Origin of the sequence: Streptomyces daghestanicus (genome assembly GCF_020521275.1) — a bacterium.
In the GTDB taxonomy this organism is placed as follows: Bacteria; Actinomycetota; Actinomycetes; order Streptomycetales; family Streptomycetaceae; genus Streptomyces; species Streptomyces griseoviridis.
This window is the reverse complement of the sequence record NZ_BNDX01000008.1, coordinates 906,811-933,607: the sequence shown is the minus strand read 5'-3', so window position 1 is coordinate 933,607 and position 26,797 is coordinate 906,811. Positions and strand designations below refer to the sequence as shown.

The following is a 26,797-nucleotide window of genomic DNA, read 5'->3' as shown; positions in this document are numbered from 1 at the left end:
CCGGCGTTCAGCCGGGGTCAGGGACGGTCAGCGGCTCACGCCTCGAACACCTCGCGCACCAGCTGCTCCTGCTCCGCCTGGTGCCGCTTCGCGGAACCGACCGCCGGGGAGGAGCTGTGCGGACGCGAGATGCGGCGCAGGCGCTCGCCCGCCGGGATGTCCGCGCCGACCGCCAGGTCCAGGTGGTCGATCAGGTTGAGCGCGATGAACGGCCACGCACCCTGGTTCGCCGGCTCCTCCTGGGCCCACAGGTACTTCTCGGCGTTCGGGTACTTGGCGATCTCCGCCTGGAGCTCCGCGCCCGGCAGCGGGTACAGGCGCTCCAGCCGGATGATGGCCGTGTCCGTCACCCCGCGCTTGGTGCGCTCGGCGGCCAGGTCGTAGTAGACCTTGCCGGTGCAGAAGACGACCTTCTTCACCGCGGCGGCCTCGACCGTCGCGTCGCCGATGACCGGGCGGAACTGGCCGGTGGTGAACTCCTCCGCCTTCGACGCCGCCGCCTTCAGGCGCAGCATCGACTTCGGGGTGAAGACGACCAGCGGCTTGTGGTGCGGGTTGTGCACCTGCCACCGCAGGAGGTGGAAGTAGTTCGCCGGGGAGGTCGGCATGGCGACCGTCATGTTGTTCTGCGCGCACAGCTGGAGGAAGCGCTCGACGCGGGCCGAGGAGTGGTCCGGGCCCTGGCCCTCGTAGCCGTGCGGGAGGAGCAGGACCACACCGGAGGTCTGGTTCCACTTCTGCTCGGCCGCCGAGATGTACTCGTCCACGATCGTCTGCGCGCCGTTGACGAAGTCGCCGAACTGCGCCTCCCACATCACCAGCGCGTCGGGGCGGGCCAGCGAGTAGCCGTACTCGAAGCCCATCGCCGCGTACTCGGAGAGCAGGGAGTTGTAGACGTTCAGCCGCGCCTGGTCCTCGGAGAGGTACTGCAGCGGGGTGTACTCGTCGCCCTTGGCGCGGTCGATGATGACCGCGTGCCGCTGGCCGAAGGTGCCGCGCTGCGAGTCCTGGCCGGCCAGGCGGACCGGGACGCCCTCCAGGAGGAGGGAGCCGATGGCGAGGGTCTCGCCCATGCCCCAGTCGATGGTGCCGTCCTCGACCATGGCCGCCCGGCGCTGGAGCTGCGGGAGCAGCCGCGGGTGGACGGTGACGTGGTCGGGGATGTTGACCTGGGACTCGGCGATCCGCTTGACGACCTCGCCGGTGACCGCCGTGTTCACGGCGACCGGGAACTCGGCCTGCGGGTCGGTGGGGGGCACGGCGGCGGGCTGCGAGGTGGCCTCGCGGACCTCGGTGAAGACCTTCTCCAGCTGGCCCTGGTAGTCCTGGAGCGCCTGCTCGGCCTCCTCCAGGGTGATGTCGCCCCGGCCGATCAGGGACTCGGTGTACAGCTTGCGCACCGAGCGCTTCTTGTCGATCAGGTCGTACATCAGCGGCTGGGTGAAGGCCGGGTTGTCCGACTCGTTGTGCCCGCGGCGGCGGTAGCAGATGAGGTCGATCACCACGTCCTTGTTGAACGCCTGGCGGAACTCGAAGGCGAGCCGGGCGACGCGGACCACGGCCTCCGGGTCGTCGCCGTTCACGTGGAAGATCGGGGCCTCGATCATGCGGGCCACGTCGGTGGCGTACATCGAGGAGCGCGAGGACTCGGGGGCCGCGGTGAAGCCGACCTGGTTGTTGATGACGATGTGGACCGTGCCGCCGGTGCGGTAGCCGCGCAGCTGCGACATGTTCAGGGTCTCGGCCACCACGCCCTGGCCCGCGAAGGCCGCGTCGCCGTGGATCGCCACCGGCAGCACCGTGAAGTCCGTGCCGCCCTTGTTGATGATGTCCTGCTTGGCGCGGGCGACGCCCTCCAGGACCGGGTCGACGGTCTCCAGGTGGGAGGGGTTGGCGCAGAGGCTGACCTTGATCTGCTCCCCGTCGAGGCCGGTGAAGGTGCCCTCGGCGCCCAGGTGGTACTTCACGTCACCGGAGCCGTGCATCGACTTCGGGTCGAGGTTGCCCTCGAACTCGCGGAAGATTTGCGCGTACGACTTGCCGACGATGTTGGCGAGCACGTTGAGCCGGCCGCGGTGGGCCATGCCGACGACGACCTCGTCCAGGCGGGACTCCGCCGCCGAGTCCAGGACCGCGTCGAGCAGCGGGATGACGGACTCGCCGCCCTCCAGGCTGAAGCGCTTCTGGCCGACGTACTTGGTCTGGAGGAAGGTCTCGAAGGCCTCCGCCGCGTTCAGACGGCGCAGGATGCGGAGCTGCTCCTCGCGCTCGGGCTTGGCGTGGCCGCGCTCCACCCGGTCCTGGATCCACTTGCGCTGCTTGGGGTCCTGGATGTGCATGAACTCGATGCCGGTGGTGCGGCAGTACGAGTCGCGGAGCACGCCGAGGATGTCGCGCAGCTTCATCATGGACTTGCCGGCGAAACCGCCGACGGCGAACTCGCGCTCCAGGTCCCAGAGCGTGAGGCCGTGCTCGGTGATGTCCAGGTCGGGGTGCTTGCGCTGCTGGTACTCCAGCGGGTCGGTGTCGGCCATGACGTGGCCGCGGACCCGGTAGGAGTGGATCAGCTCGAAGACCCGGGCGGCCTTGGTGACGTCGTCGTCGTGGGACGCGTCGATGTCCTTGAGCCAGCGGACCGGCTCGTAGGGGATGCGCAGCGCCTCGAAGATCTCGTCGTAGAAGTCGTTCTCGCCGAGGAGGAGGTTGGCGACCTGGCGGAGGAACTCGCCGGACGCGGCGCCCTGGATGACCCGGTGGTCGTAGGTCGACGTGAGCGTCATGACCTTGGAGATGCCGAGCTTGTTCAGGGTGTCCTGGCTGGTGCCCTGGAACTCCGCCGGGTAGTCCATCGCGCCGACGCCCATGATGACCGACTGGCCGGGCATCAGGCGCGGGACCGAGTGGACGGTGCCGAGGCCGCCGGGGTTGGTCAGGGAGACCGTGACGCCGGTGAAGTCGGCCATCGTCAGCTTGTTCTCGCGGGCGCGGCGGACGATGTCCTCGTAGGCCTGCCAGAACTCGAAGAAGTTCAGCGTCTCGGCCTTCTTGATCGCCGCGACGACGAGCTGGCGGTCGCCGTTGGGCTTGACCAGGTCGATGGCGAGACCGAGGTTGACGTGCTCCGGCTTGGCCAGGGTGGGCTTGCCGTCCTTGACCTGGAAGGACCAGTTCATCGACGGCATGGCCTTGATGGCCTGCACCATCGCGTACCCGATGAGGTGCGTGAAGGAGATCTTCCCGCCGCGGGCGCGCTTGAGGTGGTTGTTGATGACGATGCGGTTGTCGAACAGCAGCTTCACCGGGACGGCGCGCACGGACGTGGCCGTGGGCATCTCCAGCGAGGCGTCCATGTTCTTCGCCACCGCGGCGGCCGGACCGCGCAGGGTGACCAGCTCGGGACCCTCGGCGGCCTCCGTGGCGGGCTGTGCCTTGGCGGGGGCGGCCTTGGCCGGGGCCGGCTTCGCCTGCGGCGGGGCGGCGGGAGCGGCCTGGGCGGCGGGCCGCGCGGCGGCCGGCTGAGCGGCGGGCGCCGGGGCCTGGGCGGGCTGTGCCGGGGCGGCCGGAGCCGGGGCCTGGGCGGGTGCCTGGGCGGCCTGGGGAGCCGGTGCGGCGGTCTCCGCGGCCCCCGCGGCCGTGGTGCCCGACGCGGCCTGGGCGGCGGCCCCCGGCTTGTAGTCGGCGAAGAAGTCCCACCAGGCGCGGTCGACCGAATTCGGGTCCTGGAGGTACTGCTGATAGATCTCGTCTACGAGCCACTCATTGGCACCGAAGGCCGCTGCGGGGTTCTTCCCCGCTTGGTCGGTGTCGGTCGAGATGCTCGAGTTACTGGGGGACTGTGGCGACACGGCGGCAACCGCCCTCTTCCGCTTCACAAGGTGATGGACAGCGGGAATAAAGGCTACGCCTCCCCGGGCGAGAAGGTCAGGCCGGGCCGGGCCATCGTCGCGTAAGTCACATCGCGGCGGGTGTTTCGGCGCTGGAAATGGCGGGAAACAAGCGTGGTTCCGCGTCGAACGGGAACAGGAAAACAGGCCCGGGTGCCCCAGCGGGCCGGGCCTCTGCGTGCTCACACGTGTCCGTCAGCGCGAACGTCTGTGGATCATGCGGCTCCGATGAGCACCCTACGTCAACTCGTCGTCGTCGGCAGGCCCGGAAGGGTGACGAGGATGCGGCAGCCGCGCTCGGATTCGGCCACTCCGATCCGGCCGCCGTGCAGGTCCACCGCCCAGCGGGCGATCGCCAGGCCCAGGCCGGTGCCCCCGTCGCTGCCCGGCCCGTGCGGCCGGGTCACCGCACCCCGGTTGAACCGCTCGAAGACCCGGTGCCACTCCGACCGGGGGATGCCGGGGCCCTCGTCGATGACCTCCAGCTCCAGCGAGTCCGGCAGCGCGCCCGGGCGCGCCCGGACCGTCACCCGGCCGTGCGGCGGGCTGTGCTTGACCGCGTTGTCGATCAGGTTGGCGACCACCTGGTGGATGCGCTCGGGGTCGGCGAGGGCGGTCAGGTCCAGCGGGTCGACGTCGAGGTGCAGGTGGACGTCGGTACGGGTGTGGCTGCCGGAGCCGGTGGCCATGCCCGCGCGGGCGGAGGCGACCATGTTGGCCTCCTTCAGCACGCCCGACAGGTACGGCCACACCTCGAAGCGGCGGGTGCGCAGCGGTACGACGCCGTTGTCCAGGCGGGAGAGGTCCAGCAGGGTCTCCACCAGCCGGCCGAGCCGCTCGGTCTGCCGCAGGGCCGTGCGCATGGTCTCCGGGTCGGCCTCGGTGACCCCGTCGACGATGTTCTCCAGCACGGCGCGCAGACCCGCGATGGGGGTGCGCAGCTCGTGCGAGACGTTCGCCACGAGTTCCTTGCGCTGGCGGTCCTGGGCCTCCAGGTCGTCGGCCATGTGGTTGATGGTCCCGGCCAGGTCCCCCAGCTCGTCCCGGCGGTTCTCGCGCACCCGGCGGGTGTAGTCGCCGTGCGAGATGGACCGGGCGACCGCGTTCATCTCGTCCAGCGGCGCGGTCAGCGAGTGCGCCACGAACTGCGTGATCAGCAGCGTGGCGATCATCGAGAAGACCGTGATGAAGCGCAGCTCGGTCTTGGTGTGCACGGCTATCACCGACAGGCCGGTGGTGATCAGCACCGAGGTGACGACCAGCGCGCCGAGCTTGGTCTTGATCGAGAACGGGCGTACGCCGCCCCAGGGTTCCCCGGTGTCCCGGGGGCCGGGGCTCCTCCGTGCGGCCTGCCGCCCCGCGCTCATGGCGTCGGTGTCTCCAGCGCGTAGCCCACACCGTGCACGGTGCGGATGCGCTCGGCGCCGATCTTCCGGCGCAGCGCCTTGATGTGGCTGTCGACGGTCCGGGTGCCGGAGGCGTCGGCCCAGTCCCACACCTCGGCCAGCAACTGCTCGCGGGAGAGCACCGCGCGGGGCGTGTTCGCCAGGCAGACCAGCAGGTCGAACTCGGTCGGGGTGAGGTGGACGTCCTCGCTGCGCACCCGCACCCGGCGCTGCGCGTGGTCGATCTCCAGTTCGCCCAGGCGGAGGATGCCGCTGCGCGGCGTCGAGGCGGCGACCACCGCCCGCTCCACGCGCCGCAGCAGCACGTGGACCCGGGCGGCCAGCTCGCGCATCGAGAACGGCTTGGTCATGTAGTCGTCGGCGCCGACGCCGAGCCCGACCAGCATGTCCGTCTCGTCGTCGCGGGCGGTGAGCATGAGCACCGGCACCGGGCGCTGCGCCTGGACCCGGCGGCAGACCTCCAGGCCGTCGAAGCCGGGCAGCATGATGTCGAGGATCAGCAGGTCGGGCTGCCAGGCCTCGGCGGTGTCGACGGCGGCCGGGCCGTCGCCGGCCGTCTGCACCAGGAAGCCCTCGGCGCGCAGGCGGGTCGCGATGGCGTCCACGATCGTCTGATCGTCCTCGACCACCAGCACCCGGCGCTGCGCGCCCTGCGTAGCCGTCGCCGTGCCGTTGTGGGAGGTGTGTGTCTGCTCCATCGCCCGCCCCTGAGGTGTGCTTTACGGAATCCGTGGGGTGATCCCATGGCTGCGGTCGACGCTTGAATGATCCGCGTCAGAGCAGCAGCGTACGGGGAGTCACCACGGCTTTGCTATCCAGCCCTGACGCCGAGATGCACGACGTCCGGAACGCCCCGGGCAACGGGGATCTCTTCGGTACGCACCTGCTGGAAACCGGCATTACGCAAGGTTTCTTCGAAAACCGGGGAGGGCTGCGCGGACCACACGGCGAGCACCCCGCCGGGCCTCAACAGCCGTGCGCAGCCCGCGAGTCCGGACGGTCCGTAGAGCCCTTCGTTGCCCTCGGTGACGGTCCAGTCGGGGCCGTTGTCGATGTCGAGGCAGAGCGCGTCGTATGTGTCGGACGTCTCATTGACGTAGGCCACCAGGTCCGCCTCGACGATCTCGGTGCGGGGGTCGGCCAGCGCCTCGCGGGTCAGCCCGGCCAGCGGGCCGTCGCGGTGCCAGTCGATGACGGCCGGCTCGCGCTCGACCACCGTGATCCGGCCCCAGCGGGGGCCGGCCGCCGCGTGCGCCAGCGAGAAGCCGACGCCGAGGCCGCCGATCAGCACATGGGGCGCGGGGCGGCCGGCGGGCAGCGCGGCCAGCGCCGCGTCGACCAGCAGCCGTTCCGAGCGGCCGTCGGAGGTGTCCATCAGGAAGCAGCCGTTGGCGATGATCTGCAGCAGCTCTCCGTGCCGGCGCAGCACGACCTCGCCGTAGGGGCCCTCGCGGCGGTCCAGGACTTCGGGAATTTCGTGGACGGGCATTCCGTCATCCTGGCACCCCCTTCGCGGGGCCCCCGGCACGGTGATCGCCGAGAGCGAACACGGGACCGGGAACAACGGCTGGCCCCCGGGCATTGAGTCGATGTACTTGAGTGCATACAGCTCAACTTGACTGCCGAAGGGGAGATCATGGCTGCTGAGTCCACGCCGTTCACGTCGCTCGCCCTGCCCGTGCTGCCGCTCGACGACGAGGTCGTGCTGCCGGGGATGGTGGTCCCGCTCGATCTGAACGACTCCGAGGTCCGGGCCGCGGTGGAGGCCGCCCAGGCCGCCGCCCGCTCCGAGCCCGGCAAGCCGCGGGTGCTGCTGGTGCCCCGGATCGACGGGACGTACGCGGGTACCGGCGTGCTCGGCACCGTCGAGCAGGTCGGCCGGCTGGCCGACGGCGACCCGGGCGCGCTGATCCGCGGCCGGAACCGGGTGAAGATCGGCGCCGGCACCACCGGTCCCGGCGCCGCGCTGTGGGTCGAGGGGACCCGGATCGACGAGACCGTGCCCGACCCGCTGCCGGGCCAGGTCGCCGAACTCGTCAAGGAGTACAAGGCCCTCGCCACCGCCTGGCTGCGCAAGCGCGGCGCCTGGCAGGTCGTGGACCGCGTCCAGGCCATCGAGGACGTCTCCGCGCTCGCCGACAACTCCGGCTACTCGCCGTTCCTGACCACCGCCCAGAAGGTCGAGCTGCTGGAGACCTCCGACCCGGTGGCCCGGCTGCGGCTCGCCACCGCGCAGTTGCGCGAGCACCTCGCCGAGCAGGACGTCGCAGAGACCATCGCCAAGGACGTCCAGGAGGGCGTCGACAAGCAGCAGCGCGAGTTCCTGCTCCGCCGCCAGCTCGAAGCGGTCCGCAAGGAGCTGCGCGAGCTGAACGGCGACGGCAAGGACCCCGCCGAGGAGTCCGACGACTACCGCGCCCGGGTGGAGGCCGCCGACCTGCCCGAGAAGGTCCGCGAGGCCGCCCTCAAGGAGGTCGACAAGCTGGAGCGCTCCTCCGACCAGTCGCCCGAGGGCTCCTGGATCCGCACCTGGCTCGACACGGTCCTGGAGATGCCGTGGAACGAGCGCACCGAGGACGCCTACGACATCCAGGGCGCCCAGCGGGTCCTGGACGCCGAGCACGCGGGCCTTCAGGACGTGAAGGAGCGCATCACCGAGTACCTGGCGGTCCGCAAGCGCCGCGCCGACCGGGGCCTCGGCGTCGTCGGCGGCCGGCGCGGCGGCGCGGTCCTCGCCCTGGTCGGCCCGCCCGGCGTCGGCAAGACCTCGCTCGGCGAGTCCGTCGCCCACGCGATGGGCCGCAAGTTCGTCCGGGTCGCCCTCGGCGGCGTCCGCGACGAGGCGGAGATCCGCGGTCACCGCCGTACGTACGTCGGCGCGCTGCCCGGCCGGATCGTACGGGCGATCAAGGAGGCCGGGTCGATGAACCCGGTGGTCCTCCTCGACGAGATCGACAAGGTCGGCTCCGACTTCCGGGGCGACCCGGCGGCGGCGCTGCTGGAGGTCCTGGACCCGGCCCAGAACCACACCTTCCGCGACCACTACCTGGAGGTCGAACTCGACCTCTCCGACGTGGTGTTCCTGGCCACCGCCAACGTGCTCGAAGCCATCCCGGAGGCCCTGCTCGACCGCATGGAGCTGGTCCGCCTCGACGGCTACACCGAGGACGAGAAGGTCGTCATCGCCCGCGACCACCTGCTCCCGCGCCAGCTGGAGCGGGCCGGTCTGGACGCCGAGGAGGTGGGCATCGACGAGGGCGCGCTGCGCAAGCTGGCCGGGGAGTACACCCGGGAGGCGGGCGTGCGCACCCTGGAGCGGTCCATCGCGCGGCTGCTGCGCAAGGTGGCGGCCCAGCACGAACTGGGCTCGCGGAAGCTGCCGTTCACCGTCGGCGCGGACGACCTGCGCGACCTGATCGGCCGGCCGCACCACGTGCCCGAGTCCGCCCAGGACCCGGCCGAGCGCCGCACCGCGGTGCCGGGCGTGGCCACCGGCCTGGCGGTCACCGGGGCAGGCGGTGACGTCCTCTACGTGGAGGCGTCGCTGGCCGACCCGGAGACGGGCGCGGCGGGGCTGACCCTGACCGGGCAGCTCGGTGACGTGATGAAGGAGTCGGCGCAGATCGCCCTGAGCTTCCTGCGCTCGCACGGCGCCGAGCTGGAACTGCCGGTCGGTGACCTGAAGGACCGGGGCGTGCACATCCACTTCCCGGCGGGCGCGGTGCCCAAGGACGGCCCGAGCGCGGGCGTCACGATGACGACGGCGCTGGCGTCCCTGCTGTCCGGCCGGCTGGTCCGCACGGACGTGGCGATGACCGGCGAGGTCTCGCTGACCGGGCGGGTGCTGCCGATCGGCGGGGTGAAGCAGAAGCTGCTCGCCGCCCACCGCGCCGGGGTCACCACGGTGATCATCCCCAAGCGGAACGAGCCCGACCTGGACGACGTCCCCCAGGAGGTGCTGGACACGCTCGACGTCCACGCCGTCACCGACGTCCGCCAGGTGCTGGAGCTGGCGCTGGCGCCCGCGACCAGCGAGGTGCCGGTCGCGGCGTGACGCGGGGCGCGGGGCCCCCGGCGGAGACCGCCGGGGGCCCCGCGCCGCGTTCAGCCGTTGGCGAGCGCGACCACGCGGTCCAGCGCGCCGTTGAACCGGTTGTGGTCGCCGACGGTCGGCCCGGAGGAGGTGTACTGCCACATCGTGTAGTACGCCCAGCCGGCCGGCAGCGTCCCCACCGCGGTGGCGTACCGGGCGATCCAGAGCGGGTTGGCGGTGGCGAAGCCGCCGTAGTTCCCGGTGCACTCGGTCCACCAGCTCGTCGCCGTGTAGATGACGGCGTCCCGGCCGGTGCGGGCCTTGTAGGTGGCCAGGAAGTCACCGATCCAGGCGACCATCTGGCCCTGTGTCTTGCCGTAGCAGGAGGCCCCGTACGGGTTCCACTCGATGTCCAGGGCGCCGGGCAGCGTCCTCCCGTCCCGGGACCAGCCGCCGCCGTGGTCGACGAAGTAGTTGGCCTGGGCGGCGCCGCTGGTGGTGTCCGGGGTGGCGAAGTGGTACGCGCCGCGCACCATGCCGACGTTGTACGAGCCGTTGTACTGCTGGGCGAAGTACGGGTTGGTGTAGTACGTGCCTTCCGTGGCCTTGGCGTAGGCCCACTTGACCCCGCTGCTCCACAGGGTCGACCAGGCGACGTTGCCCTGGTGGCTGGAGACGTCGACGCCCTCGGTCTGGGTGGCGTCGCCGGGGACGGGGCTGCCGTGCTCCCCGTCGTGGGCCGGGACGCCCATGCCCAGGTACGCCGAGCCGCGGGGCGGCACGTCGGCGGCGGCCGAGGGCAGGGCGAGCAGGAGGGAGAGCGCCGAGACCGCGGCGGTCAGGCCGCCGAGGACGGCGGAGCGCCGGCGGCGGGCCGGTCCGGGTCTGTGCACGGGCAGGACGGGCATGACGGGCCTTTCGTGGGCTCGTGGTGCTCGGAAAGTGGCGTGAACATGCCATTGCGAGTGCGGGGCCCGACGCTACGCACGTAGACCCGCCGGGGGAAGGGGTGCCGGGAGCCGCCGTTGGTCTAAGCCTGCGAAATACTGGCCGAACTGCGGCGATGACGGCGCGCGGCGGAAACTTTCAGGAACGGTTTCAGGACCGGAGAACCGAGGCGGGAACTGACGTGCACGACAGCGGGAACGGCGGCGGACGCGAAGGCGGCACCGAGCGGACCGGAGGGGACACGCGGCAGCCGGAATTCCTCGCACTCGAACGCGAGCTGACGGTGCTGCTGCGCCGCGCCCGGGGCAATCAGGCCGAGATGGCCCGCGAGGTCCACCCCGACCTGGAGTCCTCGGCGTACGGGCTCCTGGTCCGGCTGGGGGAGTGCGGCGGGCAGCGCGCCACGGAACTCGCCGCCTTCATCGGCGTCGGCAAGGCGACGATGTCCCGCCAGTTGCGCGCCCTGGAGGACCTCGGTCTGATCGCCCGCGAACCCGACCCCGCCGACGGCCGGGCCTGGCTGGTCGACCTCACCCCGGAGGGACGCGAGCGGGTCCGCCGGGTCCGCGAGGCCCGCCGCGCCCGCTACGCCGGCCGCCTCGCCGACTGGGACCCCCGGGAGGTCGCGGAACTCGCCCGGCTGCTGCACGAACTCAACCGGGGCATGGAGAAGTGACCCGCCGCGGGGGCCGCCCCGCTCACAGCTCGACGTAGACCACGGTCGCGTCGTCGTGCGTCTTGCTCCGCCCCAGGTACGCCCGTTCCGTGTCGTCCCGCTCCAGCCGGCGCACCCGGTCCACCAGGTTCTGGGCGCCCTCCTTGCGGAGGACGCCCAGCAGGTCCGTCCAGTCGCCCTCGCCGAACTTCTCCACCCAGCGGGCCGCCCCGTCCGTCAGCGCCGCGAGCGCCCGCACCGCGCCGCGCGGCAGTGTCCCCGTCACCGCGCGCGCCGCCACCGCCGGATCGGCCGCCGCCGTGAAGAAGCCGCCCTCCTTGTTGCGCAGGGTCGCGTCCACCAGGGCTTCGGTGGCGAGCGCCGACCGGGGCAGCCGGGCCAGCCGGTCGTCCAGGAGGGCGGTGACCGCGCCGTCGGGCGCCTCGACCAGCAAGGCCGAGTCGGACAGGACCAGGTACTCGACGGACTCCGGTGACCAGCGGGCCAGAACCACCGTCGCCTGCGGTGTCCTGGGGTGAGAAAGGTCACAAGTTTCCGCGTGTGCCTCGGCGGTATCCGCGATGGCGCGGGACAGCGCGTCGGCGAGAGGAACATCCGGGAGTGAAACGGTCAGCCGGGTCAGCGCCCCACCGAGGCGCGCCGTGAACCAGGGCACCGGGTGCGTACACCCCGGCGCCTCGCGCGGCGGGGTGACGCCGTCCAGGAGGACCACCGTGCCGCCCCGTCCGGACGCCGGAAGCGCGACGCTCGCGAAGTCCTCGTTGGGCAGGCCGGACATGCCGGGTTCCGAGACCAGATCCGTACGCATCGGACCAGTCTGCCCGAGCGCCGCGCGGCCTCCGCGACGTACCGGCGGACGGACCGGAGGCGCCGCGCCGGTGCAGGTCAACCGCCGGATTTCTGACGGAATACCGTACTCCGGGAAGGCGCGGCGGCACATCCTGCCACCGCCCCGCCGCCGGAGTCCAACCGGCGTGCGGCGCGGGCCCGTCGGCCGCCGGCCGGCGACTTGCTCCCCAACTCACCTCCGGGGTTCACTCCTTCGGGTGGCGGGCCAGGTGTTGCACACCCGTTGCCCACAGGCACTGGGAGGGTCGGGAGCCGGTGGCGGTCCCGCCCCGTCCGAGCACGGACGACGGCTCGGCGACGGACGACGCACGGGCCGGCCGGCCAGTTGACGGAGCGCCACCCGGCCCCACGGGTACACGAGTCAGGAATGCGAGCACCGGTGCAGAAGACGCGGCCTCGTCGCAAAGGCAAGCAGACGGCCCCCGCCGGGGGTCCGGAGCGAACCCCCGTCACCCCCGCCCCGGGAGCCCCCGCCGGAACCGGAACCTCCGCTCCGGGCGGCCCGGCCGGCACCGCGGTCCCCGCCCAGCCACCCGCCCCGGGGCCCGTCGTGGGCAAGGGCCGCCCCACCCACGTACGGAACCGGCTGATCATCGCCGTCCTCGTGGTGGCCGCCGCCATCGCCGGCGCCGGAGCGCCCTCGGTCGTCGCCGCCTCCGGGCAGCTGCACGACTCCCAGGACCTGGTCACGCTCGCCGAGCGGACCCAGGACGCGCTCACCCTCGCCCACTCGCTGGCCGACGAACGCGACGAGGTCACCCCCTACATCGCCGCCGGCCGCCCCGAGTCCAGGGCGCCCTCCGAGCAGCGCGGCTCCCGCGTCGACCGGCAGGTCGAGGAGCTGCGCGCCGACCCCGACACGCCCGCCGCCCTGCGCGAGGACCTCGACGCCGTCGCCGCGCTGCGCCGGGCCGCGCTCAGCGGCAAGAGCAGCGCCCTCGAAGCGCACGACGCCTACTCGGCCGCCGTCACCGAACTCCACGGCCTCGCCGAGGAGCTGGCCGAGAAGATGCCGCCCCGCGCGGGCGCCGGGGCGTACGCGCTGGCCGAGCTGGACTCCGCCGTCCAGCAGGCCGCCGCCGCCCGGGGACTGCTGCTGGCCGCCCTCAGCGTGCCGAGCAGCACCCGGACCACGTACGACCCGGTCACCGGCCTGCCCACCGAGACCAGCACCACCTCCGGCGCCGACGGCAAGACCCGCGACGCCCTGGCCGCCGCCGCGCAGGAGGCCCGGGTGCGCTCCGACGCCGCCCTCGCCGCCTTCCGCGAGGGCGCCCCGGAGGCGACCGAGGAGCGCTACGACGCCACGGTCACCGGACCCGAGGCCGACGCCGCCGAGAAGTACCTGGCCGAGCTGACCGACCAGCCGTCCCTCTCCGACGACGACCTCACGACCGACGTCACCAAGCTGTCCGCCGCCCTCTCCGCCCGCGTCGACGCCATGCGCGGCGCCGAGTCCGCCCTCTACGAGCGGCGCGCCGACGACCTCGCGCGGCTCCGCGACGACGACGTCACCGCGCTGGAGATCCGCGTCGCCGTGCTCGGCGCGCTGATGCTGCTGGCCGTGGGCGTCGCCACCGCGCTGGCCCGCAGCCTCACCCGGCCGCTGTCGGTGCTGCGCCGCGGCACCGCCCGCCTCGCCGAGGCCGAGAACCCGGCCGCCGAGGAACCCCTCACCTTCACCGGCCGCAACGACGAGTTCGCCAAGGCCGTCCGCTCCGTCAACGCCCTGCACGCGCACGCCGCAGCCCTCGCCGAGCGCGTCACCACCCTGGAGTCCGACCGCAAGCACCTGGTCGGCCAGCGGCAGAAGATGGCCGACGCCCGTGAGGAGCTGCGCGCGGAACTCGCCGAGTCCGCCACCAAGCTGGCGCAGGTCCGCCAGAGCGTCGGCGCCACCTACGTCAACCTCGCGCTGCGCACCCTCGCCCTGGTGGAGCGGCAGCTCGGCGTCATCGAGTCGCTGGAGGAGCGGGAGCAGGACCCGGACCGGCTGGCCACCCTCTTCAAGCTCGACCACTTCGCCACCGTGATGCGCCGGCACAGCGAGAACCTCCTCGTCCTCGCCGGCACCGAGCACGGCCGGCACAGCGCCGGCCCGGTGCCGCTGGTCGACGTGGTCCGCGCCGCCGTCAGCGAGATCGAGCGCTACGAGCGGGTCCGCATCGCCGCGCTGCCGCCGCACGCCCACGTGGTCGGCTTCGCCGCCGACGACCTCTCCCACCTGCTGGCCGAACTCCTGGAGAACGCCACCTCGTTCTCGCCGCCGGAGCTGCCCGTGGAGATCTCCGGCTGGCTGCTGGAGACCGGCGAGGTCATGCTCTCCGTCCAGGACGAGGGCATCGGCATGGAGGAGGAGCGACTGCGGCGGCTCAACGCCCGCCTCACCGACTTCGACCCGGACGCCCCCTACGAGCAGGAGGAGGGCGAGGACGGCCTCGGGCTCGGCCTGTACGTCGTCGCCCGGCTCGCCCACCGGCACGGCGTCCGGGTGCGGCTGCGCGAGCAGAAGCAGGGCGGTGTCGCCGCCGTCGTGGTGCTGCCCGAGACGGTGCTGGCCCCGGCCACGCCGGCCGCCGTCGCCCCGTCCGCCCCCGCCGCCGGCACCCCGTCCGGCGTCTCCCTGCCGGGCGCCGACGCCGAGGTCAACTCCAACGTCCTGCCGGGCCGTTCGGAGACCGGCGCAGAGGGCGCCGACCCGCTGGTGTCGGCGGCGGAGGAAGCGGTACGGAAGGCGGACGCGTCGCCCGCGGCGGCCACCGAGGCCGAGCCGGACGCGTCGCCCGCGTCGCCGGAGCCGGAACCCGACGTGACGCCGGACGCGTCGCCCGCGTCGCCGGAGCCGGAGCCGGAGCCGGAGCCGGAGCCGGAGCCGGAGCCGGACGTGACGCCGGGCGCGGCGACCGAGCCCGAGCCGGAAGCGGGGGCCCGGCCGGGTGTGACGCCCCGGCCGGAAGCGGACCTCCCCGCCGACGCGGCCCCCGCGCCCGAGACCACCCCCGCGCCCGAGACCACCCCCGCGCCCGAGACCACCCCCGCGCCCGAGACCACCCCTGCGCCGGCGGTCCCCACCGCCACCGGCGCGCCCACGGAAACCGCCGTTTCCACGGGAACCACCGGCCCCGCGGAGGCCCTCGCCCCCGCGGCGGTCCCCGAGGAAACCCCCGGCACCCCGGCGGGAGCCACCCCGCCCCCCACCGAGAACTCCCCGGAGTCCGTCTCCGAGGTCACGATGGAACTGCTCGTCCCGGCGCAGACACCCCCCACCGCCGAGACCGAGCCCCCCGCCACCGCCCCCGCGCCCGAGGCCGAACCCGCCCACGACCGCGTCCCCGACCAGCCGGCCGCCCGGCCGCAGCGGCGGGACGAGCGGGACGAGCGGGACGCCCGCGGCGAGCCGGACGAGCCGCTCACCGACAAGGGCCTGCCCAAGCGGACCCCCCGGATCAGCGCGCCCGCCGCGGCCCCCCGCCCGCGCACCGGCTCCGTGGACGCCGACGCGCTCCGCCGCCGCCTGGGCGGCTTCCGCAAGGGCGCGGAGGCCGGCCGGCGCGACGTGGAGGCGGAGATCGCCGAAGGAACCACCCGGCCCCGGACGCCGGACGCCACACCGGACCGCACCGAAGAATCCACGGGGGGCACCGTCGAGGAGGCAAGCAGTTGACCGCTCCCAGTACCGTCGGGCTGAGCCATGAGGCCCGCAACCTGCACTGGTTGCTCACCAACCTCGTGGAGGAGGTGCCCGGCATCCTCTCCGTCGCGGTGGTCTCCTCCGACGGCCTGCTGCTGCTCTCCTCCGACCCGGAGAGCCGGGACGCGGCCCGCCGCGCCGAGGGCCGCCCCGCCGCGGGGCCGCGCGGCTCCGCCGCCGACCTCGCCACCGTCGTCTCCGGCATCGGCAGCCTGACCGCGGGCGCCGCCAAGCTGGGGGACCTCGGCGAGGTGAAGCACACCATGGTCGCCATGGAGGAGGGCAGCCTCTTCGTGATGTCGATCAGCGACGGCTCGCTGCTCGGCGTGCACGGCTCCGCCGACTGCGACATGAGCGTGGTGGCGTACCACATGGCCCTCTTCGTGGGCCGGGCCGGCCATGTGCTCACCCCGGAACTCCGCAGCGAGCTGCGGAAATCCCTGGAGACCGAGTCGGCCGGGAGCGCCCGATGACCCGAGCCGCGAAGGGCACCCTCCCGGTACGCGGCGGCGACCGCAGGCCCGCCAGGGTCCGCCCGTACTCGCTCACCGGCGGCCGGACCCGTTTCGGTCACGTCCTGCTCGTGGAGACCTTCGTGGGCGCCACCGAGCTGGAGGCCGCCGAGGCCCGCAAGGAGCTGACGAACTCCCCGCCGGCCCGGGTCATGCCGGAGATGCTGGCCATCGTCGCGCTGTGCCGCCGGATGCGTACGGTGGCGGAGATCGCCGCGCTGCTGAAGATGCCGCTCGGCGTGGTCCGGGTGCTTCTCAGCGACCTCGCGGACCAGGGAAAGATTCGTGTGTACGGCACCGGAACCGGCCATGGCACGGGCCGTCCGGACCGCGCTCTGCTGGAAAGGGTGCTGAGTGGACTCCGCCGTCTCTGATACCGCCACCGCCGGCGGTTCCCCGCTCGTGGACGTCGCTGCCCTCGCCGACGACGAGCCCACGCGGCCCTGGCAGACCGACACCGACCGCGCTCCCGTCGCGACGAAGATCGTGATCGCGGGCGGCTTCGGCGTCGGCAAGACCACCCTGGTCGGCTCGGTCTCGGAGATCCCGCCGCTGATGACCGAGGCGCTGATGACCCGGGCGAGCGAGGACGTCGACGACGTCTCCGCCACGCCGGACAAGCTGACCACCACCGTGGCCATGGACTTCGGCCGCCTCACGCTCGACGACGACCTCGTGCTCTACCTGTTCGGCACGCCGGGCCAGCAGCGGTTCTGGTTCATGTGGGACGACCTGGTGCGCGGCGCGATCGGCGCCGTCGTGCTGGCCGACACCCGCCGGCTCAAGGACTGCTGGCCGGCGCTGGACTACTTCGAGAGCTGCGGACTGCCGTACGTCGTGGCGGTGAACCACTTCGACGGCAGCGAGCGCTTCGACGCCGAGGACGTACGGGAGGCGCTGACCGTCCCGCGTCACATACCTGTCATGATCATGGACGCGCGGCGCCGCATCTCGGTCGTGGAGACGCTGCTCTCCCTGGTGGCCCACGCGCTCGACGAAACACCCGAGTAGACCGAGTAGGAGTCAAGGACCGCATGCGGAAGATACTCGTCGTCGGAGCCGGCCAGTCCGGCCTCCAGCTCGCCCTCGGCCTTCAGTCGCACGGCTACGAGGTCACCCTGATGTCCAACCGGACCGCCGACGAGATCCGCGCCGGCCGGGTCATGTCGACGCAAGTCATGTTCCACACCGCGCTGCAGCACGAGCGCGACCTGGGCCTGAACTTCTGGGAGTCGCAGGCGCCGAGGATCGAGGGCCTGGGCGTCTCGGTCGCCGCCCCCGGCTCGCACGACCCGGGCCCCGCCCAGCGCGCGATCGACTGGGTGGGCAAGCTCGACGGCTACGCCCAGTCGGTCGACCAGCGGGTGAAGATGGCCGGCTGGATGGAGACCTTCGCCCAGCGCGGCGGCCAGCTCGTCATCCACGGCGCGGCCGTCGGCGACCTGGACTACTTCTCCCGTACGTACGACCTGGTGCTGGTCTCGGCCGGCAAGGGCGAACTGGTGCAGATGTTTGGCCGGGACGCCGAGCGCTCCCCGTACAGCACCCCGCAGCGCGCCCTCGCCGTCGCCTATGTGCACGGTCTCGGCCCGCGCCCGGAGCACCCCGAGTTCGACGCGGTCCGCTGCAACCTGGTACCGGGCGTCGGCGAGCTGTTCGTGATGCCGACCTTCACCACCTCCGGCCGCGCCGACATCCTCTTCTGGGAGGGCATACCCGGCGGCCCGCTGGACGTCTTCAAGGACGTCCGCGACCCGGCGGAGCACCTCTCCCTGACGCTGGAGCTGATGGAGAGGTTCGTCCCCTGGGAGTACGCGCGGGCCACCCGGGTCGAACTGACCGACGCCGGCGGCACCCTCGCCGGCCGCTACGCCCCCACCGTCCGCAACCCCGTCGGCCGGCTGCCCTCCGGCGGCCTGGTGCTCGGCGTCGCCGACGTGGTCGTCGCCAACGACCCGATCACCGGCCAGGGCTCCAACTCGGCGTCCAAGTGCGCCGCCTCCTACCTCGCCTCGATCCTGGAGCAGGGCGAGAAGGAGTTCGACGAGGCATGGATGCGGCAGACCTTCGACCGCTACTGGCAGACCGCCCGGCACGTCACCAAGTGGACCAACGCCATGCTGGCCCCGCCCCCGGAGCACGTCCTGAACCTCATCGGCGCCGCCGGTGAACTCCGGCCCGTCGCCGACCGCTTCGCCAACGGCTTCGACGACCCCGCCGACTTCGAGCACTTCTTCTACGACCCGAAGAAGGCCGAGGGCTACCTGATGGAGGTCTCGGGCGCGGCCGGCGCGTAGGGCCTGTCTGCCCCTTCCCGTCGTCGCCCGGAGGGCGGCTCCGTGGCAGACAGGCCCTGGGCCGCCCCGTACCCCTCGTCGGACCCGTCCGCCGCCCCCTCGGGCAGCCTCGGCGGCGCGTAATGGGCGACGGGCTCCGCGTCCGGATCGGGGCGTACGGCGCCGAGGACCGGGTTGGCGGCGATCGGGGAGACCTTGACCGCGGCGCCGGGGCGCGGTGCCTGGATTACCTTGCCGTCCCCCAGGTACATCGCCACATGGGTGGCCTCGGGGAAGTAGACGACCAGGTCACCGGGGCGCAGCGCGTCCAGCGGCACCCGCTCCAGGCGGGCCCACTGCTCCTGGCTGGTGCGGGGGATCGGGGTACCGGCGCGTTCCCAGGCCACCGAGGTCAGGCCCGAGCAGTCGTACGACCCGGGGCCCTCCGCGCCCCACTCGTACGGCTTGCCGAGCTGCTCGACGGCGAACCGCAGCGCCCGGTCGCCCGCGTCGGAGGGCCTGCCGTCGTCGTCGCCCATCGCGCCGGACGCCAGGAACCGGTCCTGCGCCTTCGCGGTGCCGTCCTTCTCGGCGGCGGCCAGCGCGGCGAGCTGCCCGGGGCTGAGGGAGGCGAGCATCTCCTCGACAGCCCGGAGCCGTTCGCGGACCGTGTCCCGCTGCTCCTTCTGCCGGGCGGCGAGCGCGCGGCGGGCGTCCAGCGCCGCACGGGCGCGGCGGGCCAGCGCGTCGGCCTTCTGCGCGCTGCCGGTCAGCCGGCCGACGGCGCGCGCCCGGTCGCGTGCCATCCGGCCGATGACGTGCCCCTGGTCGAGGGCGCGCTGCGGATCACGGGCGAGCAGCAGCCGGAGATAGGGGGAGAGGCCGGTGCCGCTGTTCTGGTACTGCTGCCGGGCCAGCCGGGCCGCCGCGCCCCGGCTGTCGCGCAGCGTCGACCGGGCGCGGGCCAGTCCGGCGTCGAGCCGCTCGGCCTCGGCGGCCTGCCGCTTCAGCTTCTCCTCGGTGGCGTTGTAGGTCTCGGTGGCCTTCTCGGCCTCCCGGTACAGCCGCTGAAGGTCCGTCAGCAACTCGGCGACGGGACGCTCACCGGCCTCCGGCCCGGCCGTGGCGGGCAGGGGGACGAGGGCGAGCCCGGCCGCCACCGCCGTCACGCCCACCCGTCGCAGCAGCCTTCCTGACATGCCATCACCTCCGCTGCGGAACGGCCCGTCCGCTCCGCACGGTGAGCATCAGGGGCCCGTCGCGGACGCGCGCGCCGAGTGTGCGCCGCCCGGCGCAACCCGGTCACCCGTGGGCGTCGTCCGGCTTGCCGCCCGGCGTGGCGCCCGGCGCGGAACCCGGCCTGGACCAGGGCCAGCGGCGGCCGGTGCGGCGGGCGGCGCCTCCGGGCTCGTACACGTACTTCCAGCGGGCGAAGCCGAGGCCGCCGGACGGGGTCCGGGGGGCCCGCCGGTAGACCAGCACGGCCGGCGGGCGGCCCGCCGCGGCGGGGACGGGGATGCGGTACGTCTTCGGCGGGTGGCCGGTCATCCCCACCAGTACCGGCAGCACCCGGCCGTCCATGGGGCCGCCCTCGAAGGGGATGTCTTCGCTCTTCACGGCACCAGTGTCAGACATCCCCGACGAGGGCCCCGACCAGCTCCGCGGTCTGCGCGTCGCGCCGGGCGGTGACCGACAGCACGGCCACGAACTGCTCCACCAGCCAGTCGCGCAGCTCCTCGACGGGCGGCTGCTTCTCCTCGTCCAGCCAGATCAGCGAGGCCGCCTCCACCGCCGTGATCCACATCCGCACGGTCATCCCCAGCCGGGGGCCGGGCTCCGTGACGCCGAGGTGGCTCATGATGTGCTCGGCGGCGGCCCGGCGCACGCCGTCCACTATGGCCGAGGTCCGCGAGGTCTCGACCACGCTGCCGCCCCGCAGCAGGGCGCTGAAGCCGGTGTCGTGCCCGTCCACGAAGGCGAGGTAGCGGTCCAGCGCCCGGGTCAGCCGGGTGAGCAGCGGGCCCTCGCGGGGTTCGTCGAAGCAGAGCCGCAGCTCGTCGGCGGCGGAGCGCAGGGCGGCCTCGTAGAGCTGCTGCTTGCCGCCGGGGAAGTACCGGTACACCAGCGGGCGGGAGACCCCGGCCTGCTCCGCCACGTCGTCCAGCGACACCTCGTCCGGCGGCCGGTGCGCGAAGAGGGCGAGCGCGGCGTCCAGCAACTGCACGCGCCGCTCCTCGACACTGAGCCGGCGGTAGGCGGGGGTGGGAGCGGCCTGCGGGGTCATGCTCCGCAGCGTAACCGGTGCGCGTCCCCCGCCTCCGGCCTTCCGGGTCAGGCCAGCAGACCGGAGGACTTCCACAGCCGCCGTCCCGGGCCGCGCAGCACGCCGATGTCGTCCAGGAAGTCGGTCAGCCGCTTGGAGCCGGTCTGCATGATCTCCCGGCGGTGGCCGCTCGCCTTGACCTGGGCCAGCGCCTGGCGCTTGTCCAGTCCCACGTTGGTGTAGACCTCGGGGTTGATGAAGGCGATCGAGAAGACCCGGGCGAACTCCCCGGAGGTGATCCGGGTGAACTCCTTGGACCACTTCGGGGCGGTCACCATCTGGCGGCGCAGCTCCTCACGGGCGTACCGGACGTGCCGGGCCTCCTCCACCACGTGGATGCGGGTGACGCCCCGGACCAGCGGCTGGACGCGCTCGTCGGGGAAGGTCAGCCGCTGCATCCAGTCCAGCACCTCCTCGCCGAGCAGGGTGGCGGTGAAGGAGCCGGGGGTGGTGGAGATGGTCTTGAAGAGGCGGCCCAGGTGCTGGTGGACCGGGCTGACCGGGTACCAGGGGGTGCCGCCGCGGGTTATCAGCCGGGCGAACATCTTCGAGTGCCGGCACTCGTCCTCGATCTCGGTGAGCGCGTAGCGCACGTGCGCGCTGGTCGCGGACTTGTCGTAGACGTGCCGGACCAGCAGCTGCATGAGGATCAGCTCGAACCAGATGCCGAGCGAGGCGAGGGCCGCGGCCTCGTGCCGGGAGAGCAGGATGCGCTGCTCCTCGCTCATCCGCTTCCACAGCGGGGTGTCGTACAGCGACACCAGCTCCGGCGGCCAGAACCACTTGCCGTCCTCGAACGGCGCGTCCCAGTCCAGCTCCTTGTCCGGGTCGAACGAGTGCTTGGCGGAAGAGTCGAGCAGCCGTTCGGCCACCTGCTCCCGGTCCTTGAGCAGGCCGAGCGCGTCGCGCATGCCGTGGAGCGCGTCGGCTTCCGTCAGGGTCGTCATGGCTGTCCCACCTCGTTCGTACTTCGTCGTACCCGGTCATACGGGTTACCCGCAGTTACTTCTCCTTATGAGACTGCTCGTCAGCAAGCGCGTCAATCCCCTGGGCGGAACTTGTTGACCGCGAGTAAAGAAGCGCGACGTCAAGGGCGCGGGTGGAGTCCGCCCGAAGGAGGGCAGTGCGGGAGATATGCCCTGGGTACGCTGACCGCGTCAGCCAGACTCCGGCACATGGGAGCGATCATGGACGCCGCACGCGACTACGGCCTGGACGGCGACTACCGGTGGCCCCGCCCCCCCGAGGGCGGCTGGCTGGCGGACGACCTGGACGAGCTTCCCAACCTGCCTCCGCACACGGAGCTGATCGACGGGAGCCTCGTCTTCGTGAGTCCGCAGACCCGATTCCATTCGCGCGCCCTGTACCTGTTCGAGCACGCCCTGCTCGGCCAGGTACCGGACGAGTGGGAGGTGAACCGTGAGATGACGGTCAGACTGGACCGGCAGAACCGGCCGGAACCCGACGTCCTGGTCAGCCGGGCCGACGCGGACACGGGCCACCGGCAGACCTGGTTCGGCCCGGAGGACGTACTGATCGTCGTCGAGGTCGTCTCCGACGACTCGCGGGAACGCGACCGCGACGTCAAACCCCGCAAATACGCCGGCGCCGGCATCCCCCACTACTGGCGCGTCGAGGACAGCGAGGGCCTCCCCGTCGTCTACGTCTACGAACTCGACCCCGCCACCCGCTCCTACGTGCCGACCGGCATCTTCCACCACCGCCTGAAGCTCACCGTCCCCTTCCCGGTCGACATCGACCTCACGGCGATCGACCGCCGCCGCTAGCCGGGCCGGAGCGCTGGTGCAGGGAGCCTCATCCCCTGAGCACCGCCTCCATCACCGCCCGCGCGACCGGCGCCGCAAGCCCGCCCCCGGTCACCTCACCGTGGTCCGCCGCCGTGCCCTCCACCACCGCCGCGACCGCCACCTTCGGCTCCAGGTCCCGCTCCCCCCGCGCCCAGGAGACGAACCACGCGTACGGCGTCCCCGAGTTGCCCACCCCGTGCTGGGCGGTGCCGGTCTTGCCGCCGACGGTCGCGCCCCGGATCGCGGCGTTCGCCCCCGTGCCGCTCTCCACCACGCCGGTCATCAGTTCCTTCAGCCGCAGCGCCGTAGACGGCCGCATCACCTGCCGGGCCGGCCGGGACCCTGCCGTCGCCACGACGGAGCCGCTCGCCCGGGTCGTCCGCTCCACCAGGTACGGCGTCCGCAACTGCCCGCCGCCCGCCACCGCCGCCGCCACCATCGCCATCTGCAGCGGCGTGGCCCGCGTGTTGTACTGCCCGATCGCCGACAGCCCGAGCTGGGCCCGGTCCACCGAGGTGTCGAAGGTGGAGCGCGCCACCGGGAACGGGATGCGCAGCCCGTCGGCGTTGAAGCCGAGGCGCTCCGCCGTCGCCGCCAGGGCCGGTACGCCCACCTCCGTGCCGAGCTTGGCGAAGACCGTGTTGCAGGACCGTTCGAACGCCTCCCGCAGCGAGGCGTCCGCGCACCCCGGCACCTCGTTGGTCAGCCGGGTCCGGGTGCCGGGCAGGGGGTACGGGTCGGGGGAGCGGGTCGGCGCGTCCAGGTCCGTGACCACCCCGCTGTCCAGCGCCGCCGCCGCGGTGACCACCTTGAACGTCGACCCCGGCGGATAGGTCCGCCGCACCGCCCGGTTGAGCATCGGCCGGGCCGGGTCGTCGTTCAGCCGCCGCCACGCGCGCAGCGCCGCCGCCCCGTTCCCGGACAGCTCCCCGGGGTCGTAGGACGGCGTGGACACCAGCGCCAGGACCCGCCCGGTGGCCGGCTCGATCGCCGCCACCGCCCCCGTGCGCCGCCCCAGCCCCTCGTACGCCGCCCGCTGCGCGCCCGCGTGCAGGGTCGTCACCACGTCACCCCCCGGGCTGCGGGCGCCGGTGACGTCGTTCCACAGTGGCAGCGGCGCCAGCACCGGGTCGGCGCCGGAGAGCAGCTCGTCCTCGGCGTGCTCCAGCAGGGTCGTCCCGTACTCCTGCGAGGCGAAGCCGGTGACCGGCGCCCACATCGGCCCGTCCCGGTAGGTCCGTTCGAACCGCAGGTGCTCGCCGGTGTCGCGGGAGCCGGTGACCGGCCGGCCGCCGACCAGGATGTCACCGCGCGGCTGCTGGTAACGGGCGATGTCCGGGCGGCGGTTGGCCGGGTTGGCGTCGTACTCCGGGGCGCGCACCACCTGCACCCGGGCCGCGTTCACCAGCAGCGCGGCCAGCAGCAGCAGGCAGAAGAGGGCGGCGTGCCGGATGTGCCGGGTCATGCGCCGGCCGCCGGTGCGGTCGTCTGCCTGCGGGCCGAGTCGCCGAGCCGGATCAGCAGGGCCACGATCGCCCAGTTGGTGACCACCGAGGAGCCGCCCTGCGCCAGGAACGGCATCGCCATCCCGGTCAGCGGGATCAGCCCGGTCACCCCGCCCGCGATCACGAACACCTGGAGCGCCACCAGCGAGGCCAGCCCGACCGCGAGCAGCCGCCCGAAGGGGTCGCGCAGGGCCAGGCCCGCCCGGAAGCCCCGCTCCACCAGCAGCGCGTACAGCAGGAAGATCGCGGTCAGCCCGAGGAAGCCCAGCTCCTCACCGGCGGTGGCCAGGATGAAGTCCGACTTCGCGGCGAAACCGATGAGGACGGAATGGCCGAGCCCGAGCCCGCTGCCGGTCACCCCGCCCGCGCCGAACGCGAACAGCGACTGGGCGAGCTGGTTCGCGCCGAGCCCCGCCTCGATGGAGGCGAACGGGTGCAGCCAGTCCTCCACCCGGCCGTGCACATGCGGTTCGAGACGGGCCACCGCCACCGCGCCGAACGCCGCGAGCAGCAGCCCCAGCGCGATCCAGCCGGTGCGGCCGGTGGCGACGTAGAGCATCACCACGAACAGACCGAAGAACAGCAGCGAGGTGCCGAGGTCGCGCTCCAGGACCAGGACGCCGACGCTCACCAGCCACACCGCGACGATCGGGCCGAGGACCCGGCCGGTGGGCAGTTGCATCCCCCACACCCGGCGCCCCGCGTACGTCAGCGCGCCGCGGTTCGCCGCCAGGTACGCCGCGAAGAACACCGCGAGCAGCACCTTCGCGAACTCGCCCGGCTGGATGGAGAACCCGGCGACCCTGATCCAGATCCGGGCGCCGTTCACCGCCGGGAACAGGATCGGCAGGGTCAGCAGGACGAGGGCGGCGGCCACGCAGACGTAGGTGTAGCGCTGGAGAAGGCGGTGATCGCGCAGGAGCAGCACGATGCCGGTGAACAGCGCCATGCCGAGGGCGGACCACACCAGCTGGGCGGGGGCCGCCCGGTCGCCCGGCGTCTCCAGGTCGAGGCGGTAGATCAGCACCAGGCCGAGACCATTGAGCAGCACGCCGATCGGCAGCGGCAGCGGGTCGGCGTACGGCGCGCGCAGCCGTACCGCCAGATGCGCCAGCAGCGCGAGCACGCCGAGCCCGGCGCCGTAACCGGCGGCGCCGGGCGGGAGGGCGCCGTGCCGTGCGATGCCGACGGCGCAGTAACCGCACACCGACAGCAGCACGGCCAGCACGATGAGGGCGAGTTCGATGCCCCGGCGCCGGGGGAGGCGGGCGACGGGAGCCGGCGCGTCCGCCGCCGCCACGGTGATTCCGGGTCCGGTTCCGGCCTGCGTCATGTCCGGAACTTAACCGATGCCGGGATGTGCGGTGCTTTGTACGTGCATCAGCACCAGCGCGGCGCGGGGCCGACGTTGTCGATGTACCGGGCCGCGCCCCACGCCCAGGTGCCGTCCGTCAGCAGGTACCAGATCGGGTTGCGCTGCACGCGCTCGCCGCCGGTCTTGCAGTGGATGCGGACGGTCTCGCCCCGGTGGGCGTAGCGGATGATCTCGGAGCCCCGGTCGGGCGCGGTGCGCAGCGCGAGCCGGTCGGCCGTGACGATCCCGCGGTAGCGGCCCTGCTCGTGCCCGCCGTGCCCACTTCCGCCGGAGTGGCTGGTCAAGGCCGGGTCGTCGCCCCACCCGTCGCCCGCGGTGACCCCGGTGCCGGCGGCGGGGCCGGCCGGGGCGGCGGCGGAGGCGGGGACCACCGCGGCGGCGGTGGCGAGCGCGCCGGCGGCGGCCGTTATGGCGAGACGGCGCAGGGGGCGGGCGGAGGAACGCGGGAAGCGGGACATGTGACGACCTCCATGAGGGACGTGGGACGAACATGGCCAATCGCCACATTAGGAGCGCCGCTGAGGGGTCGCCCGTCACGCTGCGCCATCGGGGAGCGGCGCCGGCTTCTTGCCCGCGGCGCGTCCCGCCTGTTCCATGGTCGAGGGGGGCGGGAACGCACCGGGGCGGGGACGGGTGACCGTGCGGGAGCCGGCGCGGGCCGTGCGCGCCGGCCGCCGGGAAGGGATGACGGCAGATGGACCGACCACGCGTGGTACCGGCCTGGCGGCACGGCCGGGAACGCCTCTACGTCTGCCTCCCGGACGGCCGCGCCCTCGCCTGGTACGACCGTGACGCCGCCCGGGTCCACCTGATCGCCGACGACAGCCGCACGGCCGTCCTCGACGCCCTGCGCCCCTTCCTCACCGGCCCGGTGACGGTCGGCCCGCCCCCGGTCCCCACCCCCGCCGAGCTGGCCCGCCTCGCCCTCCACCCCGACGACGACCTCGCTCCCAACCGCCCCGGCGAGGCCCTCCTCGTCGCCCTCGACCGCGACCCCGGCCCCGCGCACCGCCTCCGCCCCGACCCGCGCCGCCGGGCCCTCGCCGCCGAGCAGACGGTCGGCCGGGCCCTCGACGGGCTCGACGGCGCGGGCTGGCGCACCCTGCACTCCGTCCCGCTGCCCGGTGGCGACCGCGTCCACCACCTGCTGATCGGCCCCGGCGGCCTCTACGCCGTCCACACCCTGGACGCCCGCAAGGCGCGGGTGCGCATCGCCGATCCCCTGGTCACGCTCGGCCGCCAGGCGCCCCGCCCGCTGCTGCGCCGGGTCCGCGCCGACGCCGACCGCGCCTCCTACGCGCTGACCGCCGAGGTCCGTCCCCTCCTCGCCCTGGTCGGCCCGGCCGGCGTCACGGTCCCCGCCCCGCCCCGCGACCTGCGCGTGCTGACCGACGCGGAACTGCCGGACCTGGGGCGGCTCGGGGGAGTGCTGAAGCCGGGGGACGTCGAGGCGCTGCACGCCATGGCCCGGGACCGGAGGACGTGGGCGGTGCTGTGAGGGGCGGGCGGCG

At 73.3% G+C, this 26,797-nt stretch carries 22 protein-coding genes; 9 read left to right on the top strand and 13 right to left on the bottom strand.

Translation table 11 applies throughout. The annotated features are described in order from the left end of the window. Window positions 1–35: 35 nt before the first annotated feature. The 4 genes from Sdagh_RS13565 to Sdagh_RS13550 all read right to left on the bottom strand — a co-directional run bounded on the left by Sdagh_RS13565 (window position 36) and on the right by Sdagh_RS13550 (window position 6,779). The gene (locus tag Sdagh_RS13565; protein WP_190077694.1) at window positions 36–3,845 is read right to left on the bottom strand and encodes a multifunctional oxoglutarate decarboxylase/oxoglutarate dehydrogenase thiamine pyrophosphate-binding subunit/dihydrolipoyllysine-residue succinyltransferase subunit; all 3,810 of its coding nucleotides are present in this window, start codon (window positions 3,843–3,845) and stop codon (window positions 36–38) included. A gap of 281 nt (window positions 3,846–4,126) precedes the next feature. Beyond that, window positions 4,127–5,251 (bottom strand): HAMP domain-containing sensor histidine kinase, encoded by a 1,125-nt coding sequence (locus Sdagh_RS13560; RefSeq protein ID WP_189415062.1) that lies wholly within the window; start codon window positions 5,249–5,251, stop codon window positions 4,127–4,129. Further along, the gene (locus tag Sdagh_RS13555; RefSeq protein WP_189415060.1) at window positions 5,248–5,988 is read right to left on the bottom strand and encodes a response regulator transcription factor; all 741 of its coding nucleotides are present in this window, start codon (window positions 5,986–5,988) and stop codon (window positions 5,248–5,250) included. Before Sdagh_RS13555 ends, Sdagh_RS13560 begins: the two co-directional genes overlap by 4 nt. Window positions 5,989–6,101: 113 nt before the next feature. Beyond that, window positions 6,102–6,779 (bottom strand): spermidine synthase family protein, encoded by a 678-nt coding sequence (locus tag Sdagh_RS13550; protein ID WP_189415058.1) that lies wholly within the window; start codon window positions 6,777–6,779, stop codon window positions 6,102–6,104. A gap of 147 nt (window positions 6,780–6,926) precedes the next feature. Here Sdagh_RS13550 and lon point away from each other — a divergent pair, with 147 nt between their 5' ends. Further along, the gene (lon, locus tag Sdagh_RS13545) at window positions 6,927–9,344 is read left to right on the top strand and encodes an endopeptidase La (RefSeq protein ID WP_190008746.1); all 2,418 of its coding nucleotides are present in this window, start codon (window positions 6,927–6,929) and stop codon (window positions 9,342–9,344) included. 50 nt (window positions 9,345–9,394) lie between these two features. Here lon and Sdagh_RS13540 read toward each other — a convergent pair whose 3' ends face one another. Beyond that, complete coding sequence (locus tag Sdagh_RS13540; protein ID WP_189415529.1) at window positions 9,395–10,222, bottom strand: lysozyme; 828 nt, start codon at window positions 10,220–10,222, stop codon at window positions 9,395–9,397. Window positions 10,223–10,452: 230 nt separating this feature from the next. Here Sdagh_RS13540 and Sdagh_RS13535 point away from each other — a divergent pair, with 230 nt between their 5' ends. Next, the gene (locus Sdagh_RS13535; RefSeq protein ID WP_189415054.1) at window positions 10,453–10,947 is read left to right on the top strand and encodes a MarR family winged helix-turn-helix transcriptional regulator; all 495 of its coding nucleotides are present in this window, start codon (window positions 10,453–10,455) and stop codon (window positions 10,945–10,947) included. A 22-nt stretch (window positions 10,948–10,969) separates the two neighbouring features. Here Sdagh_RS13535 and Sdagh_RS13530 read toward each other — a convergent pair whose 3' ends face one another. Continuing rightward, the gene (locus Sdagh_RS13530; protein WP_189415052.1) at window positions 10,970–11,755 is read right to left on the bottom strand and encodes a protein phosphatase 2C domain-containing protein; all 786 of its coding nucleotides are present in this window, start codon (window positions 11,753–11,755) and stop codon (window positions 10,970–10,972) included. Window positions 11,756–12,175: 420 nt separating this feature from the next. Between Sdagh_RS13530 and Sdagh_RS13525 the strand changes: the two genes are divergently transcribed. Genes Sdagh_RS13525 through Sdagh_RS13505 form a run of 5 tightly spaced genes read left to right on the top strand, consistent with a single transcriptional unit; the run spans window position 12,176 to window position 18,296 of the window. Beyond that, window positions 12,176–15,460 carry a sensor histidine kinase gene (locus tag Sdagh_RS13525; protein WP_372478445.1) on the top strand — a complete coding sequence of 1,095 codons (3,285 nt, stop codon included), beginning with the start codon at window positions 12,176–12,178 and terminating at the stop codon, window positions 15,458–15,460. Beyond that, complete coding sequence (locus Sdagh_RS13520) at window positions 15,457–15,960, top strand: roadblock/LC7 domain-containing protein (protein ID WP_189415048.1); 504 nt, start codon at window positions 15,457–15,459, stop codon at window positions 15,958–15,960. The genes Sdagh_RS13525 and Sdagh_RS13520 overlap by 4 nt, the downstream gene beginning before the upstream one ends. After that, a complete protein-coding gene (locus tag Sdagh_RS13515) occupies window positions 15,957–16,373 on the top strand; it encodes a DUF742 domain-containing protein (RefSeq protein WP_189415046.1) in 417 nt (138 codons plus the stop codon). The genes Sdagh_RS13520 and Sdagh_RS13515 overlap by 4 nt, the downstream gene beginning before the upstream one ends. After that, the gene (locus tag Sdagh_RS13510; protein WP_189415044.1) at window positions 16,354–17,010 is read left to right on the top strand and encodes a GTP-binding protein; all 657 of its coding nucleotides are present in this window, start codon (window positions 16,354–16,356) and stop codon (window positions 17,008–17,010) included. Before Sdagh_RS13515 ends, Sdagh_RS13510 begins: the two co-directional genes overlap by 20 nt. Window positions 17,011–17,033: 23 nt before the next feature. Beyond that, on the top strand, window positions 17,034–18,296 hold the full coding sequence (locus Sdagh_RS13505) for a styrene monooxygenase/indole monooxygenase family protein (RefSeq protein ID WP_189415042.1): 1,263 nt from the start codon (window positions 17,034–17,036) through the stop codon (window positions 18,294–18,296). Here Sdagh_RS13505 and Sdagh_RS13500 read toward each other — a convergent pair. The 4 genes from Sdagh_RS13500 to Sdagh_RS13485 all read right to left on the bottom strand — a co-directional run bounded on the left by Sdagh_RS13500 (window position 18,260) and on the right by Sdagh_RS13485 (window position 21,545). Next, window positions 18,260–19,474 carry a C40 family peptidase gene (locus Sdagh_RS13500; RefSeq protein ID WP_190077692.1) on the bottom strand — a complete coding sequence of 405 codons (1,215 nt, stop codon included), beginning with the start codon at window positions 19,472–19,474 and terminating at the stop codon, window positions 18,260–18,262. The genes Sdagh_RS13505 and Sdagh_RS13500 overlap by 37 nt on opposite strands. A gap of 103 nt (window positions 19,475–19,577) precedes the next feature. Continuing rightward, entirely contained in the window at window positions 19,578–19,892 is a 315-nt protein-coding gene (locus Sdagh_RS13495) for a DUF8847 domain-containing protein (protein WP_190077691.1), read from the bottom strand. 10 nt (window positions 19,893–19,902) lie between these two features. Next, complete coding sequence (locus Sdagh_RS13490; protein WP_190008753.1) at window positions 19,903–20,559, bottom strand: TetR/AcrR family transcriptional regulator; 657 nt, start codon at window positions 20,557–20,559, stop codon at window positions 19,903–19,905. A gap of 47 nt (window positions 20,560–20,606) precedes the next feature. After that, window positions 20,607–21,545 (bottom strand): AurF N-oxygenase family protein, encoded by a 939-nt coding sequence (locus tag Sdagh_RS13485; protein WP_189415034.1) that lies wholly within the window; start codon window positions 21,543–21,545, stop codon window positions 20,607–20,609. Between the two features lie 240 nt (window positions 21,546–21,785). Here Sdagh_RS13485 and Sdagh_RS13480 point away from each other — a divergent pair, with 240 nt between their 5' ends. Continuing rightward, window positions 21,786–22,385, top strand: coding sequence for a Uma2 family endonuclease (locus tag Sdagh_RS13480; RefSeq protein ID WP_190077708.1), 600 nt, complete (start codon window positions 21,786–21,788; stop codon window positions 22,383–22,385). A gap of 28 nt (window positions 22,386–22,413) precedes the next feature. Here Sdagh_RS13480 and Sdagh_RS13475 read toward each other — a convergent pair whose 3' ends face one another. Genes Sdagh_RS13475 through Sdagh_RS13465 form a run of 3 tightly spaced genes read right to left on the bottom strand, consistent with a single transcriptional unit; the run spans window position 22,414 to window position 25,744 of the window. Beyond that, window positions 22,414–23,871, bottom strand: coding sequence for a penicillin-binding transpeptidase domain-containing protein (locus Sdagh_RS13475; protein ID WP_190077690.1), 1,458 nt, complete (start codon window positions 23,869–23,871; stop codon window positions 22,414–22,416). Then, window positions 23,868–25,244 (bottom strand): FtsW/RodA/SpoVE family cell cycle protein, encoded by a 1,377-nt coding sequence (locus tag Sdagh_RS13470; RefSeq protein ID WP_189415028.1) that lies wholly within the window; start codon window positions 25,242–25,244, stop codon window positions 23,868–23,870. Before Sdagh_RS13470 ends, Sdagh_RS13475 begins: the two co-directional genes overlap by 4 nt. A 47-nt stretch (window positions 25,245–25,291) precedes the next feature. Beyond that, window positions 25,292–25,744 carry an SH3 domain-containing protein gene (locus Sdagh_RS13465; protein WP_190077689.1) on the bottom strand — a complete coding sequence of 151 codons (453 nt, stop codon included), beginning with the start codon at window positions 25,742–25,744 and terminating at the stop codon, window positions 25,292–25,294. 236 nt (window positions 25,745–25,980) lie between these two features. On the opposite strand from Sdagh_RS13465, the gene Sdagh_RS13460 reads away from it, so the two are divergent. Then, entirely contained in the window at window positions 25,981–26,784 is an 804-nt protein-coding gene (locus Sdagh_RS13460; RefSeq protein ID WP_190077688.1) for a nuclease-related domain-containing protein, read from the top strand. Window positions 26,785–26,797: the final 13 nt, after the last annotated feature.